General features: G+C 65.2%; 14 protein-coding genes. 7 read left to right on the top strand and 7 right to left on the bottom strand.

The annotated features are described in order from the left end of the window. Position 1 precedes the first annotated feature (1 nt). The 3 genes from ACFQPB_RS13560 to ACFQPB_RS13550 form a co-directional block, all read right to left on the bottom strand. Positions 2–1,282 (bottom strand): NAD(P)/FAD-dependent oxidoreductase, encoded by a 1,281-nt coding sequence (locus ACFQPB_RS13560; protein WP_382224158.1) that lies wholly within the window; start codon positions 1,280–1,282, stop codon positions 2–4. 90 nt (positions 1,283–1,372) lie between these two features. After that, positions 1,373–3,220 (bottom strand): aldehyde ferredoxin oxidoreductase family protein, encoded by a 1,848-nt coding sequence (locus tag ACFQPB_RS13555; RefSeq protein WP_382224155.1) that lies wholly within the window; start codon positions 3,218–3,220, stop codon positions 1,373–1,375. Positions 3,221–3,231: 11 nt separating this feature from the next. Beyond that, positions 3,232–3,708 carry a 4Fe-4S dicluster domain-containing protein gene (locus tag ACFQPB_RS13550; RefSeq protein ID WP_382204014.1) on the bottom strand — a complete coding sequence of 159 codons (477 nt, stop codon included), beginning with the start codon at positions 3,706–3,708 and terminating at the stop codon, positions 3,232–3,234. A gap of 251 nt (positions 3,709–3,959) precedes the next feature. Here ACFQPB_RS13550 and ACFQPB_RS13545 point away from each other — a divergent pair, with 251 nt between their 5' ends. Together ACFQPB_RS13545 and infA are read left to right on the top strand one after the other, a co-directional pair. After that, complete coding sequence (locus tag ACFQPB_RS13545; RefSeq protein WP_382224153.1) at positions 3,960–5,078, top strand: helix-turn-helix domain-containing protein; 1,119 nt, start codon at positions 3,960–3,962, stop codon at positions 5,076–5,078. A 220-nt stretch (positions 5,079–5,298) separates the two neighbouring features. Beyond that, positions 5,299–5,556, top strand: coding sequence for a translation initiation factor IF-1 (infA, locus tag ACFQPB_RS13540; protein WP_382204010.1), 258 nt, complete (start codon positions 5,299–5,301; stop codon positions 5,554–5,556). On the opposite strand, the gene ACFQPB_RS13535 is transcribed toward infA, so the two are convergent. Both ACFQPB_RS13535 and ACFQPB_RS13530 read right to left on the bottom strand, forming a co-directional pair. Beyond that, on the bottom strand, positions 5,553–6,266 hold the full coding sequence (locus ACFQPB_RS13535; RefSeq protein WP_382224150.1) for an ATP-binding cassette domain-containing protein: 714 nt from the start codon (positions 6,264–6,266) through the stop codon (positions 5,553–5,555). The genes infA and ACFQPB_RS13535 overlap by 4 nt on opposite strands. Further along, on the bottom strand, positions 6,263–7,006 hold the full coding sequence (locus ACFQPB_RS13530; RefSeq protein ID WP_382224148.1) for an ABC transporter permease: 744 nt from the start codon (positions 7,004–7,006) through the stop codon (positions 6,263–6,265). Before ACFQPB_RS13530 ends, ACFQPB_RS13535 begins: the two co-directional genes overlap by 4 nt. Positions 7,007–7,117: 111 nt before the next feature. Here ACFQPB_RS13530 and ACFQPB_RS13525 point away from each other — a divergent pair, with 111 nt between their 5' ends. Further along, the gene (locus tag ACFQPB_RS13525) at positions 7,118–8,218 is read left to right on the top strand and encodes a substrate-binding domain-containing protein (protein WP_382224145.1); all 1,101 of its coding nucleotides are present in this window, start codon (positions 7,118–7,120) and stop codon (positions 8,216–8,218) included. Here the strand turns inward: ACFQPB_RS13525 and ACFQPB_RS13520 are convergent. After that, positions 8,215–9,264: an MBL fold metallo-hydrolase gene (locus ACFQPB_RS13520; protein WP_382224142.1), complete on the bottom strand. Its 1,050-nt coding sequence runs from the start codon at positions 9,262–9,264 to the stop codon at positions 8,215–8,217. The genes ACFQPB_RS13525 and ACFQPB_RS13520 overlap by 4 nt on opposite strands. A gap of 73 nt (positions 9,265–9,337) precedes the next feature. Next, positions 9,338–10,552, bottom strand: a complete 1,215-nt coding sequence (coaBC, locus tag ACFQPB_RS13515; protein WP_382224140.1) for a bifunctional phosphopantothenoylcysteine decarboxylase/phosphopantothenate--cysteine ligase CoaBC — start codon at positions 10,550–10,552, stop codon at positions 9,338–9,340. Between the two features lie 127 nt (positions 10,553–10,679). Here coaBC and ACFQPB_RS13510 point away from each other — a divergent pair, with 127 nt between their 5' ends. Genes ACFQPB_RS13510 through eno form a run of 4 tightly spaced genes read left to right on the top strand, consistent with a single transcriptional unit; the run spans position 10,680 to position 14,836 of the window. Beyond that, complete coding sequence (locus ACFQPB_RS13510) at positions 10,680–12,326, top strand: CTP synthase (RefSeq protein ID WP_382224137.1); 1,647 nt, start codon at positions 10,680–10,682, stop codon at positions 12,324–12,326. Position 12,327: 1 nt separating this feature from the next. Continuing rightward, complete coding sequence (kdsA, locus tag ACFQPB_RS13505) at positions 12,328–13,185, top strand: 3-deoxy-8-phosphooctulonate synthase (protein ID WP_382224135.1); 858 nt, start codon at positions 12,328–12,330, stop codon at positions 13,183–13,185. 21 nt (positions 13,186–13,206) lie between these two features. Then, positions 13,207–13,515 (top strand): DUF1330 domain-containing protein, encoded by a 309-nt coding sequence (locus ACFQPB_RS13500; protein ID WP_382224132.1) that lies wholly within the window; start codon positions 13,207–13,209, stop codon positions 13,513–13,515. 37 nt (positions 13,516–13,552) lie between these two features. Further along, on the top strand, positions 13,553–14,836 hold the full coding sequence (gene eno, locus ACFQPB_RS13495; RefSeq protein ID WP_382224129.1) for a phosphopyruvate hydratase: 1,284 nt from the start codon (positions 13,553–13,555) through the stop codon (positions 14,834–14,836). Positions 14,837–14,843 lie beyond the last annotated feature (7 nt).

The raw sequence follows: 14,843 nt of genomic DNA, 5'->3' as shown, positions 1-14,843 counted from the left end.
ATCATGCCCTGCGACGGGTATCTTCAGCCCCGCTCCAGTGGCCTTGCGCCTGCGCGGCGCCCAGGTAGGCGTCCATCAGGCGGGTGGGGTCGGCCAGCAGTTTGTCTTTCCACTCGCCCAGGTGCACCTGGCCTTCGACCAGGCCACGCATCACGCCTACGTGGTCGGTCCAGCCCACGCTGTTGCAGCCCACCAGGATGTCGCCCTTGAACTGGAGGCTCAGGTGACGGCCACCGGCCTGGTCTGTCAGTTCCACGTGTTCACCGCCGGGCACACCTTCCCAGTTGCCGAAGCTGGTGGAAATCAGGCCCAGGGTGTCGAGCACGTTGATCTGGGTCACGCCTTTCAATTCGGCTTTCTGGCCCACCATGTTGAGCGCGGCCACACGGGCTTGCTCGGCGGCGTTGGGCTGGATGGCGCTGACGATGGTTTTGCCGCTGACCTTGTCGAAGGCCTCGGCGCAGTCGCCGGCCGCATAGACGCCGGGCACGTTGGTCTGCAGGTGTTCGTCGGTCAGCACACCCAGCAGGCAGGTGATGCCCGAGTCCTTCAGATAACCGATGGCCGGGCGCACGCCGGTGGCGCTGATGACCAGGTCGGCCTCCACCGTGCGGCCGCCCGAGAGCTGCACCTTCAGCGGCGTGCCCGCTTGGATGGCCTCGACCTTGGTGCCGGTGAACACCTGCACACCTTGTGTTTCGCACCAGTCGCGGATCATGCCGCCGGCGGTGGGGCCCATCATGCGCGGCACCATGCGGTCGCCCATTTCCACCACGCTGAGCTGCACACCGCGCTGCTTGAGCGCTTCCATGATGATGCAGCCGATGAAGCCGGCGCCCATTTGCAGCACGCGCGCACCGGGCTGGGCCAGGCGCGCGATGGCGCGGGCGTCGTCCAGCGTCCAGCAAGGGTGCACGCCCGCGCTGTCCATACCGGGGATGGGTGGGCGCACCGGGTGCGAACCGGTGGCGATCAGCAGCTTGTCGAAGCCCAGCGTCTGGCCGTTGTCCAGCGTGACGGTGCGCTTCGCACTGTCCACCGCCGTGGCCTTGGCACGCACCTGGGTGATGCGCAGACGCTCAAAGTGGTCGGCCGTCTTGCGCAGGTAGGTGCCGGGCTCGTCGATGTTGCCGATCAGCAGGTAGGGGATGGCCATGCGCGAGTACGGCTGCTCCGGCTCGTCGCCCACCAGGGTGATGGTGTCGGTGGGCGCGTGTTTGCGTATGGTTTCGGCCGCGATGACACCGGCGGGGCCGGCACCGAGGATGACGTGGTGGGTCATGAATCACTCCAGAAAGTGGAAGCGGCCCAGGCCCCGTGGAGGACCGTGAGCCGCTTCGTGATGCGCGCTACCGCAAGATCAAGGGCAAGTTCAAAGGCTCAGGCGCGCCTTGGTCTCGGCGGTCGGGCGACCCTCGCTGTCCCAGCCGCGCGCGGCATAGTACTTGGGCAGCATCTCGGGCAGCTTGCTGACCATGCCCTTGGAGCCACCGGTCTTGGCGGCTTCGGTGAGCAGGCGCTTGGGCAGCGAGTCGTCCTTGGCGGTGAAGCCGGCGGCGTTGTTGAACTCGCGCTCCATGTTCCAGATGCGCTCGCCGATCTTCTCCAGCTCTTCGGTGGTGTAGGCGTCGTCACACGCCGCTTGCAACTGGGGCGCCAGGTCGGGCAGGCTCCAGGCGAAGGTGGTGAAGATGCACAAGCCCGACGAGTCGAAAGCGGCGGTGGCGTCTTGGAATGCCTTCACCAGCTCTGGCTTGCCTTCGCTTTCGGTGGGCTCCGTCTTGACCGGGATGCCCAGCACTTCCGATGCGATGGTGTAGCCCCGCAGGTGGCAGGCGCCGCGGTTGCTGGTGGCGTAGGCCAGGCCGATGCCCTGGATGGCGCGGCCGTCGTAGGCGGGGAATTCCTGGCCTTTGACGCTCATGGACAGGTCGGGGTGGCCGTACTTGGCGGTCAAGCGCTTGGAGCCCTGGCCAATTTCCTTGCCAAAGCCTTCGCCCTTGGCGGTGATTTCAGCAAAGTAAGCCAAGGCCTGGGCCGAGCCAAACGGGGCCTCAATGCCCAACTGCTCCTTGGTGAGCACGCCCATTTCATACAGTTCCATCACCGCGCCCACGGTGGCGCCAAAGCTGATGGGGTCGAAGCCCTCTTCGTTGCACAAGAGGTTGGCGTATTGCAGCGCTTCCAGATCGTTCACGCCATTGGCCGCGCCCAGCGCCCAGGCCGCTTCGTACTCCAGGCCGCCGCTGGCGCCCCAGTACTGCGGCTTGTTCTGCACGGTGAAGTGGCCCTCGTCCATCTTGCTGATGCGCCCGCAGGCGATGGTGCAGCCAAAGCAGGCCTGGTTGGTCACCAGGTGCTTCTTGCCATCGGTGGCGCGTGGCGTGGCCATGGCTTCGGCCGAGATGTCCTTGGCGCCTTCAAACTGCACATCGCGGTGGTTGCGCGTGGGCAGGCCGCCGATTTCGTTGATGACGTTCATCAGCACCTGGGTGCCGTAGGCAGGCAGGCCCTGGCCGGTAACGGCGTTCTCGGCCAGGATCTTTTTCTTTTCCTTCGTGACCTGCATGAAGGCCTTAGGGTCGCGCAGGTTGCCCACGCCCTTGGTGCCACGCACCGCAATGGCCTTGAGGTTTTTGCTGCCCATCACGGCACCCACACCCGAGCGGCCAGCCGCACGGTGCAGGTCGTTGACCACGGCGGCGTACAGCACACCCGTCTCACCCGACTTGCCGATGCTGGAGACGCGCAGCAGCGGGTCTTGCAGGCTGGTCTTGAGCGCCTCTTCGGTTTTCCAAACGCTCTGGCCCCACAGGTGGGAGGCATCGCGCAGCTCCACCGTGTCGTCGTTGATGTAGAGGTAAACCGGCTTCGGGCTCTTGCCCTCAAAAATGATCATGTCCCAGCCGGCCATTTTGAGCTCAGCGCCCCAGTAGCCGCCCGAGTTGGAGCAGGCGATGGCGCCGGTCAGCGGCCCTTTGGTGATGACGGTGTAGCGCCCGCCGGTGGACGCCATGGTGCCGGTCAGCGGGCCGGTGGCCCAGATGATCTTGTTGTCCGGAGACAGCGGATCGACCTTGGGGTCGATTTCGCTGATGAGGTATTTGCTGCCCAGCCCGCGCGAGCCGATGTAGGCGCGCGCCCAGTCCATGCGCAGCGGCTCCACGGCCACGGTGCCGGCGGTCAGGTTGACACGGAGGATTTTTCCAGCCCAAGACATGATGGTTCTCCTTAAGCGGCGGAAGGCTGGTTGCCCAGCTTGTCGGCCCACTGCTGCATCTTGGAGATGCCGGTCCAGTTGGCGTCGATGAAGGTGATGGCGCCGGTGGGGCAGGCGTCGGCGCAAGCGGGTTCGCCACCGCACAGGTCGCACTTCTGCACTTTGCCGGTTTCCTGCACGTAGTTCACCGTGCCGAACGGGCAGGCAATGGTGCAAACCTTGCAGCCCACACAGGTGGTTTCGTTCACCACCTTGGCGCCGGTCAGCTTGTCCACGGTGATGGCCTCGACCGGGCAGGCGTGCAGGCACCAAGCCTCGTCGCACTGGGTGCAGGTGTAGGGCACTTTTTTGCCGGTGTGGTGGAAGTCAAAGACCTTGATGCGCGATTTGGAGGTGGCGTAGGTGCCGTAGTTCTCGAAGGAACACGCCATTTCGCACTGCAAACAGCCGGTGCATTTGTCCGGGTTGATGTGCAGGACTTTCTGCATGAGGGGTCTCCTGGTTGGGTGGCAGCGAACCGCACCACTTATGCGCCGCTGTGCCTATGAACGGGATTGCACAAGCAATGTAAAAAACCCTCGCCCGAACACCCTTGGGGTAAACCCGAAAACCGCGTCGCCGCCCACAGAAATTCTCAAACTGAGACAGCCGGTCGCGCCAACAGACATCCGAGCGACTTGCTCAGGCTTGCGTCAACACCCACAATCGCCGCAGCCAGCCGAACGCCAGCCACGCCCCCATGACCCCTTCGCCTACTGCCTCCCACGCCGAAGCCGCCCGCCTAGGGCACATTGCGCTGGCACGGCAGGCGGTGTTGGTGGAAGGGGGCTGGGCACCACACATCGAACCGTGGATACAGCGCTCCTGGCAGCGCTGTCTGGCCATTGGTCAGCGCGCTCAGGATGGCGTGCACTTTGACGCGGTGAGCGCGGCCGACATGCGGCGCATCAGTGATATCAACCAGCCCCTGATACGCGCCGCCCAGCCGACACTGCACAAGCTGGCCCGCGCCATGGCCGACACGCGCTACTTCGCCATCCTCACCAACGCCCAGGGCATCGTGGTCACGGTGGACGGCCCCATCGACCCAGGAGAGCCTCGCGCCATGGCCATTGCCCGTGTGGGGGTCGATCTGTCGCAACAGGCGGTGGGCACCACCGCCATCGGTGCCGCGCTGGCCGAGCAACAGCCGGTGTGGTTGCACCGGGGCGAACATTTTTTTGAGGTCAACCGCCACTACAGCTGCGCCGGCGCCCCCGTGTGGGGGCCTCAGGGCGCGTGTGTGGGAATGCTTGACCTCACGGGTGTGGACGTGGCTGAACGCCCTGCCCTCAAACACCTGGTCACCCGCTCTGCGCGCAGCATTGAAAACGCACTGACGCTGGCGCAACCCCACGCCCTTTTGTTGCGTTTGGCGTGGCCCGGCCAGGCCTTTGGCGACGAAAGTGACGGGCTGGTCTGTGTGGACGCCGACGGCTTTGTGGTGGGACGCAACCATGCCGCCAGCGACATGCTCGCCCTGTCGCCAGCCGTCCCACAGCCACATTGCGCCGACCTGTTTGCCCTGCCTTGGGAACATCTGTTCGATGCCGCTCGCGCCCGCCGCCCCGCTGGCGAGCAGCCGCTGTGGTCGGGGTTGCGCCTGCAGGTGCTGGCCAGCCTCAACGGCGACGCAGCCGAACCGCTGTCGCACAGCGCCCCACCCCACCCGCCCGCGCCTGGCGCCGCACTCAAGGACATTGAAACCGCCCTGATCAAACAGGCGGTGCAGGCGGCACGTGGCAACGTGATGGAAGCGGCCCGCGCCCTGGGCATCAGCCGGGCCACGGTGTACCGCAAGCTCGGGCGGCGCGCCTGAAGGCCCGGCCCAGGGCCACCAATGGGCGCGCGTTTTTGGGCGCCAGTTTTCGGTGCCCGCGTTATAATGCCGGGTTATCTGCACAGCCGGCCCGCATCCGCTTCCCGCCCGAGATGCCACCACCGCCACGCCAACGGTGGTCTGCCCCATGCGCAGCGCTGAGACCTGTTTCGCTCAGCGCCACCAGACATCCCACGGAACAAGCACACGAAGGAGCCACATGGCCAAGGAAGAACACATTGAAATGAGCGGCAAGGTCACCGAGGTCCTGCCCGACACCCGCTTTCGCGTCACGCTGGACAACGGCCACGAGCTGATCGCCTATTCGGCTGGCCGCATGAAGAAAAACCACATCCGCATCCTCGCGGGCGACAAGGTGTCGCTGGAAATGTCGCCCTACGACCTGACCAAGGGCCGCATCACCTTCCGCCACATCGAAGGCCGCGGCCCTTCGACCCCCGGCCCACGCCGGCGCTAAGCCGATTCACTGCGCACGAACGCGTGCGCCTGCGGGCTGATGCGCAGCAACTGCGCGTCATCAAAAAAACGGGCCACTGGCACATCGGCCAGCACCCGGCCCCGCTCCAGATAGACCACCCGGCTGGCCAGGCGTTTCACCTGGCCCAGGTTGTGGCTGGCAAACACCAGTGTCATGGGCTGACCGGCGTGTCCGGCAGCAAACTCGGCAATCAAAGCCTCCACCTCGCGCTTGGCGTGCGGGTCCAGGCTGGCGGTGGGTTCGTCCAGCAGCAGTGCCTGCGGCTGCCGGGCCCAGGCCCTGGCCAGGGCCAACCGCTGTTGCTGTCCGCCCGACAGTTCCCTGCCCCGGCGCTGAGCCAAGTCGGCCAAGCCCGTGCGCTGCAACGCGTCCAGGGCACGCACTTTGGCGTCGCGCCATGGCACGCCGGCCAGCCAAAGCCCCAGCGCCACGTTGTTGCGCGCGCTGGTGCGCAACAGAAACGGCCGCTGGAACAACATGGCCTGCGCATGCGAGGGCGGCACATGGGCGCGGCCTTCGCTGGGTGGCAGCAGGCCATTGAGCACACGCAGCAGGCTGCTTTTGCCGCTGCCATTGGCCCCCACCAGCGCCACACGTTCGCCGGCGAGGATGTGCAAACTCACGTCCTGCAGCGCCCGCACCCGGCCCAGCACCACACCCACCCGCTCCAATTCGAACAAGGGCTTCATGCGATCCACCCCGCGCCCAGGTCGGCGGGCGACGACGCGGGGGCGCCTCGCTCACGCCAGCGCCGCAACGCCGACACGAGCGCATTGAGCAGCAGCATCACCGCCAGCAACACCAAGCCCAGGCCCAGCGCCAGCGGCAAGTCGCCTTTGCTGGTTTCCAGCGCGATGGCCGTTGTCATCACGCGGGTGAAACCATCGATGTTGCCGCCCACGATCATGACCGCCCCCACCTCTGAGATGGCACGGCCAAATGCGGTGATGGCCACGGTCAGCAGCGTGTAGCGCTCGTCCCAGGCCAGCAGCAGGCAACGCAGCAGCGGGCGCGCACCCAGCGAAGCCAGTTGTTCGCCGTGCTGGCGCTCGGTGTCGGCAACCACCTGCCGCACCAGCGCCGTGACCACCGGCAACACCAGAATGGCCTGGGCCAGCACCATGGCCTTGAAGCTGAACAGCCACCCCAAAAAGCCCAGTGGCCCGGTGCGCGACAGCAGCAGGTACACCACCAAACCCACCACCACCGAGGGCACGGCCAGCCAGGTGTTGAGCAGGGTGAGCACCAGCTCGCGCCCGCGAAACCGCGCTGTGCCCAGCCAGGCACCCAGCACCAGGCCCACGCCGCCCGCGACCAGACAGGCACTGGCACTGACCGCAAGCGAGCGCCCCACCACCACCCACAAGGCGGGATCGAAGGAGACCACCAACGAAAGTGCGGTCCAGAGGCTGTCGGCGAATGTGTTCATGGGCAGGGCAACAAGCAGCCGCGATGCTAGACGCAGGACAGCGCGTCACCGTGCGAGGCGGTGAACGTATGCAACGTCATTCATACGCGGCGATTGCGGCACACTCGCGCCATGCGAAAAATCGCCCTCAGCTACCAACTCAGCGCCCAACGCGAGCGCGACACCCTGATTCGCAACCCCCTGATGGATTTGTTGCAGGCGGTGCGCACAGAGGGGTCGATATCCGGCGCGGCACGTGCACTGGACCTGTCGTACCGCCACGTGTGGGGCCAACTCAAAACCTGGGAACAGACGGTTGGCCAAGCCTTGATCGTGTGGGAGCGCGGGCAATCCGCCCAGCTCACACCTTTTGCCGACAAGCTTCTGTGGACCGAGCGCCTGGCGCAAGCCCGGCTGGCGCCCCAGATCGAAGCCCTGCGTGCCGAGCTGGAACGCACCCTGGCCCTGGCGTTTGACGAAGCCAGCCACGTGCTGAGTCTGTACGCCAGCCACGACGACGCCCTGCCGTTGCTGCTGGACCATGCCACCACGGCCCAGCTGCACCTCGACATCCGCTTTTGTGGCAGCGTGGACGCGATCCGCGCGCTCAACGAAGGCCGCAGCGTGTTGGCGGGTTTTCATGTGCGCGAAAAACCCGCCGCCAACAGCCTGGCAGCCCAGGCCTACCGCCACCTGCTGCAGCCCGGCCAGCACAAGCTGATCGGTTTTGCGCGCCGCACACAGGGCCTGATCGTCGCGCCCGGCAACCCGCTCAAGATCGACAGCCTGCGCCGCGCCGCACACTGGCGCGCGCGATTTGTGAACCGCGCGCTGGGCACGGGCACGCGGGTGCTGCTCGACGAATTGTTGGCAGAGGCGGGCCTGGCCGCCGCCCAGCTGAGCGGCTACGAACGCAACGAACCCTCACACGCCGCCGTGGCACAAGCGGTGGCCAGCGGCAGCGCCGACGTGGGCCTGGGCACCGAGGCGTCGGCGCGCAAGTTGGGCCTGGGTTTTGTGCCGCTGGCGCATGAAAACTACCACCTCGTCTGCCTCAAAAGCGCACTCGACCAACCCGCCGTGCGTGCGCTGCGCGACCTGCTGGCGGCACCCGCCTGGCAGGCGCTGCTGGCGGGCGTGCCCGGCTGCGAGCCACAGCTCAGCGGCAAGGTGCTGTCGCTGCGCGAGGCCCTGCCCTGGTGGGACCTGCCACCGCGCAAGACCAAGGCCTAAAAGGCCTCTTTTTCGGCTTCCAGATAGGCCAGGCTCACGTACTTGCCGATGTTGGATTCAAAGCCGTCCATGGTGGGCGCACGTTTGGCCACACGGGGGTCTTTAAGCACAGCGGCCCTGGCCACGTCCACAGGCTGCCCATCCTTGACGGCTTTCAGGCAGGGCTCGTAGATGCCGGCCATGAAGTCGCCGTAGTCTTTGAGCAGCGTCTTGCCAGCCTGCCCGTGGCCAGGCACCCACAACTGCTCGCCAGCGGCTTTCTGCAAAGCCTCGTAGTACTTGAAGGTGCCCACGTAGGAGCCATCGTCGATGTTGGCGATGCGGTTGCCCATGGCGATATCGCCCACATACGTGAGCTTGTCCTGCACCACCTCCACACACAGGTCGGACGGTGTGTGGGCCGTACCGTAGTGGTGCATGCGCAGCGTCACGTCGCCAAAGGTGTAGGTTTTGCCATTTTCCGTGGCCTGGTTGGGCGCCACCACCTGGGTGCCCAGAGTGGCCTGGTTGGTCCAGCGTTCCATCAGGCTGCGCCACAGGCTGCCCTCATGGCCCTTGATCTGAGCCATGGTGTGTGGCAACGCGTAAATAGGCAGTTGGGCGCCATAAGCCTCGGCAAAGGCGTGGTTGCCCAGCCAGTGGTCACCGTGGTAGTGGCTGTTGAACACGGCGACCACCGGCTTGTCGGTCACCGTCTTGATCATGCGGATGGCCATGCGGCCGATCTGCACCGAGGCGCCGGTGTCCAGCATCACCACGCCGGCCGATGTGACGACAAAAATGATGGAGGCCATCAGGCCCTGGTTTTCGGCGGTGGGAAAACCGTCCTTGGCATACACCATCCAGACATGGGCCGAGAGTTGCACCGGTTTGACGTCAGGCACCGGCGGGCCGGCGATGAACTCCTGAACCTGCTGGGCAAACAGCCGCACTTCGGGCGTGACCGCCAGGCCCACACCAGCCAGCGCGCCAGCACCCAGCCAGCGCCTGCGTGTGATGCCCGAAAGTGGACGTGTGGCCGGGGCCGAAAAATCGAAGGGTTGCATGCCTGGCTCCTGATGGGGTCAGGCCAGATTATCGATTAATAAGCAACCACAAATAAATACAGGCAAACCCAGGTCAACGAGGCAAACGCTGGGCGATCTCCGACACCAACTGGCGCGCCAGAGCCAGTTTGCCGGCTTGCGGCAGTTCACGCGTGCCTTCGGCGTCCACCAGCAGCAGCGCGTTTTCGTCTTGCCCAAACGTGGCCGGGCCGATGTTGCCCACCAGCAGAGGCACGCCCTTGCGTTCGCGTTTGACCTTGGCGTGGTGGGCCAGGTCGTGGCTCTCGGCGGCAAAACCGACACAAAACAGGGCCCCGCTGCGGGCGCGTTCGCTGGCCGCGACGCGGGCCAGGATGTCGGGGTTTTCTTCAAAAGCGAGTGCCGGCACCTGGCCGCTGCCGTCTTTTTTGATCTTTTGCGTGGCGGCGTTGGCCGGGCGCCAGTCGGCCACCGCCGCCGTGGCCACAAACACGGTGGCCTGCGGCACGGCGGCTTCCACCGCCAACAGCATGTCCTGGGCCGAGGCCACATCCACCCGGCGCACGCCACGCGGCGTGGGCAAGGTCACCGGGCCGGCCACCAGCGTCACTTCAGCGCCCGCCTCGCGCGCAGCACGTGCAATGGCAAATCCCATCTTGCCGCTGGATTTGTTGGTGATGCCGCGCACAGGGTCGATGGCCTCGAAGGTGGGGCCGGCGCTCACCAGCACGTGCTGGCCGAGCAGCGTCTTGGGCTGGAAGAAGTGCACCAGATCGTGCAGCAGCTCGTCGGGCTCCAGCATGCGGCCGTCGCCTGTTTCGCCACAGGCCTGGTCACCCTGCCCCACGGCCAGCACGGTGGCACCATCGGCGCGCACCTGGGCCACGTTGCGCTGGGTGGCGGGGTGGGCCCACATTTCGCGGTTCATGGCCGGCGCCAGCAACAGCGGCACACGCTCGATGGGTCGGGCCAGGCACAACAAACCCAACAACTCCTGCGACTGCCCCATCGCCAACTGGGCGATGAAATCGGCGCTGGCCGGCGCCACCAGAATGGCGTCGGCCTCGCGGCTGAGGTTGATGTGGGGCATGGCATTGGGTTCGCGCGTGTCCCATTGCGAGGTGTGCACCGCCCGCCCCGACAAGGCCTGCATGGTGGTCGCGGTGATGAACCGTTCCGCGCCTGCCGTCATCACCACCTGCACGGTGGCGCCGGCCTTGATCAGCTGGCGGCACAGCTCGGCCGACTTGTAACAGGCGATGCCCCCTGTGAGGCCCAGGACGATGTGTTTGCCAGCGAGGTCGTTCATGGGCGGCAATGTAGCAGTTCCGCAGGCGGCGGCAGCCGGCACCGCGCCCCACCAAGCCGAGCCTGAGCATACCCGCCCATTTATAATCTCGATTTCCATCTCCGCGAGCGTTCAGCTCGCCCGAGTCATGACCAAATTTGTGTTCGTCACCGGCGGTGTGGTGTCTTCCCTGGGCAAGGGAATCGCCTCCGCCTCCCTTGCTGCGTTGCTGGAGTCGCGCGGCCTCTCCGTCACCCTCATCAAGCTCGACCCCTACCTCAACGTGGACCCGGGCACCATGTCGCCCTTCCAGCACGGCGAGGTGTTCGTCACCGACGACGGCGCCGAAACCGACCTCGACCTGGGCCACTACGAGCGCTTCATCAACACCCGGATGAAGCGGGCCAACAACTTCACCACCGGCCAGATCTACAAAAGTGTTCTTGAAAAAGAGCGCCGTGGCGACTATCTGGGCAAAACCGTGCAGGTCATCCCGCACGTCACCAACGAAATCCAGGACTACGTCAAGCGCGGCGCCGGCTTCGACACCCCTGACGCGGTGGACGTGGCCATCGTTGAAATCGGTGGCACCGTGGGCGACATCGAGTCCTTGCCGTTCCTGGAGGCCGTGCGCCAACTGAGCCTGCGGCTGGGCCCCAACAACACCGCCTTTGTGCACCTGACCTACGTGCCCTGGATCGCGGCCGCTGGCGAACTCAAGACCAAGCCCACCCAACACACGGTGCAAAAGCTGCGCGAAATCGGCATCCAGCCCGACGCCCTGCTGTGCCGCGCCGACCGCACTATCCCCGACGACGAGCGCGAGAAGATCAGCCTGTTCACCAACGTTGCGCAGTGGGGCGTGATCTCCATGCCCGATGTGGACACCATCTACAAAGTGCCGCGTGTGCTGCACGAGCAAGGGCTGGACGGCCTGATCTGCGACAAGCTGCGCCTGAACACGCCGCCGGCCAACCTCAAGCGCTGGGACGACCTGGTGTATGAAACCGCCCACCCGCGCGGCGAGGTGAAGATCGCCATGGTCGGCAAATACGTCGATCTGTCGGACAGCTACAAGTCGGTCAACGAAGCGCTGCGCCACGCCGGCATGAAAAACCATGTGCGGGTCAAGATCGAGCACATCGACTCGGAAACCATGGAAGGTGACCCGTCTGCACAGCTGGCCCAATACGACGCCATCCTGGTGCCCGGCGGTTTTGGCAAACGCGGCATCGAAGGCAAGATTGCCACCGCCCGCTACGCCCGCGAGCACAAGGTGCCCTACCTGGGCATCTGCCTGGGCATGCAGGTGGCCACCATCGAATACGCCCGCAACAAAGCGGGCCTGAAAGACGCCAACTCCACCGAGTTCGAGCCCGAGACGCCCCACCCCGTGATCGCCCTGATCACCGAGTGGAAAGACGCCGACGGCAGCATCAAGGTGCGCGACGAAAACTCCGACCTGGGCGGCACCATGCGCCTCGGGGCACAAAGCTCTGACGTGCAAAAAGGCACGCTGGCGCACGACATCTACGGCGACGTGGTGACCGAACGCCACCGCCACCGCTACGAAGCCAACGTCAACTACCTCGACAAGTTGCGTGAAGCCGGGCTGGTGATTTCGGCCCTCACCCAACGCGAGCATCTGACCGAAATCGTCGAGCTGCCCAAAGACCAGCACCCCTGGTTCATCGGCGTGCAGTTCCACCCCGAGTTCAAGTCCACGCCCTGGGACGGCCACCCGCTGTTCAACGCCTTCGTCAAGGCGGCGCTGGACCACCAACAAAAGGCTTGACATGAAACTCTGCGGCTTTGACGTCGGGCTGGAGCACCGGTTTTTCCTGATCGCGGGCACCTGCTCCATTGAAGGGTTGCAGATGTCGCTGGACGTGGCAGGCCAGCTCAAGGAGGCATGTGACCCACTGGGCATTCCACTCATCTACAAGGGCTCGTTCGACAAAGCCAACCGGTCATCTGGCACGTCCCAGCGGGGCGTGGGCATCGACGCTGGCCTAAAGATCCTCGACGAGGTGCGGCGCCAGCTCCATCTGCCCATCCTGACCGACGTGCACGAGGCCGATCAGGTGGCCGAGGTGGCCAGCGTGGTGGATGTGCTGCAGACGCCCGCCTTTCTGTGCCGCCAGACCGACTTCATCCGCGCGGTGGCGCAGTCGGGCAAACCGGTCAACATCAAGAAGGGCCAGTTCCTCGCGCCCTGGGACATGAAAAACGTGATCGACAAGGCCCGCGCCGCCGCCAAGGAGGTGGGCTTGTCGGAAGACCGTTTCCTGGCCTGCGAGCGTGGCGTGAGCTTTGGCTACAACAACCTCGTGGCCGACATGACCAGCCTGGCCGAGATGCGCAAATCCGGCGCACCGGTGGTGTTCGACGTGACCCACTCGGTGCAGAAACCCGGTGGCCTGGGTGGCACCAGTGGCGGCGCCCGCGAGATGGTGCCCGTCCTGGCCCGCGCGGGTGTGGCGGTCGGCGTGGCCGGCCTGTTCATGGAAACCCACCCCAAGCCGGCCGAGGCCTGGTCTGACGGCCCGAATGCCGTGCCCCTCAAACACATGAAGGCGCTGCTGGAAACGCTGGTGGCGCTGGACAGCGTGACCAAACAAAGTGGCTTCCTCGAAGACCACTTCAACGCCTGATCCCCTCTCGCAGGACCTCATATGACACCCGCCTACATCATCGTTGACATGCAAGTCACCGACCCCGAGCAGTACAAGCAGTACATGGCCGCAGCCCCCGCCGCCGTGAAGGCCGCAGGCGGTGAATACCTGGTGCGCGGTGGCCGCTTTGAGGTCATGGAAGGCAACTGGCAGCCGACGCGCATCGCGATGCTTCGCTTCCCCAGCTTCGAAGTGGCCAAGGCCTTCTACGACGAGGAGTTGTACAAGCAGGCCCGCGCCCACCGCGCCGGTGCCACCGCGTTTTTCAACATGGTTCTGGTCGAAGGCGTGGCCGCGCCCGTCTTCTGACCCACACGTTTTTTGAAATCAATCTGAAAGGACAACAATGAGCGCAATCGTTGACATCGTCGGCCGTGAGGTGCTGGACAGCCGAGGCAACCCCACCGTCGAATGCGACGTGCTGCTGGAAAGCGGCGTGATGGGCCGCGCGGCTGTGCCGTCGGGCGCCTCCACCGGCAGCCGCGAGGCCATCGAGCTGCGCGACGGTGACAAGAAGCGCTACCTGGGCAAGGGCGTGCTCAAGGCCGTGGAGCACATCAACACCGAAATCAGCGAAGCCGTGCTGGGCCTGGACGCCTCCGAGCAGGCCTTCCTGGACAAGACCCTGATCGACCTGGACGGCACGGAAAACAAGAGCCGCCTGGGTGCCAACGCCATGCTGGCGGTCTCCATGGCCGTGGCGCGCGCCGCTGCCGAAGAAGCTGGCCTGCCGCTGTACCGTTACTTCGGTGGCAGCGCTGCCATGCAAATGCCGGTGCCGATGATGAACGTCATCAACGGCGGCGCACACGCCAACAACAACCTGGACTTGCAAGAGTTCATGATCATTCCCGTGGGTGCGCCCAGCTTCCGCGAAGCCGTGCGTTACGGTGCCGAGGTCTTCCACGCGCTCAAGAAAATCATCCACGACAAGGGCATGAGCATTGCCGTGGGCGATGAAGGCGGTTTTGCCCCCAGCGTGCCCAGCCACGAAGCGGCCATCCAGATGATCCTGGAAGCCATCGCCGCTGCCGGCTATGTGGCCGGTGAGCAGATCGCCATTGGCCTGGACTGCGCCGCCAGCGAGTTTTACAAGGACGGCAAGTACCACCTCGAAGGCGAAGGCCTGGTGCTGAGTGCCGAAGAGTGGACCAACATCCTGGCCACCTGGGTCGACAAGTACCCCATCATCAGCATCGAAGACGGCATGGCCGAAGGCGACTGGGATGGCTGGAAACACCTGACCGAGCGCCTGGGCAAGAACGTTCAGATCGTGGGCGACGACCTGTTCGTCACCAACACCAAGATCCTGAAGGAAGGCATCCAGAAGGGCATCGCCAACTCCATCCTGATCAAGATCAACCAGATCGGCACGCTCAGCGAAACCTTTGCCGCCATCGAGATGGCCAAGCGCGCCGGCTACACCGCCGTCATCAGCCACCGCTCTGGCGAGACCGAGGACAGCACCATCGCCGACATCGCCGTGGGCCTGAACGCGCTGCAGATCAAGACCGGCTCCATGAGCCGTTCGGACCGCATGGCCAAGTACAACCAGCTGCTGCGGATTGAAGAGGATTTGGGCGACATCGCGAGCTACCCCGGCCGCGATGCGTTCTACAACCTCCGCTGATACGGCT

It is taken from the genome of Hydrogenophaga atypica (assembly GCF_042665215.1).
GTDB classification, from domain to species: Bacteria; Pseudomonadota; Gammaproteobacteria; order Burkholderiales; family Burkholderiaceae_C; genus Hydrogenophaga; species Hydrogenophaga defluvii_A.
Note: the sequence above shows the minus strand (reverse complement) of the source record. Positions and strands in the feature narration are given on the sequence as shown.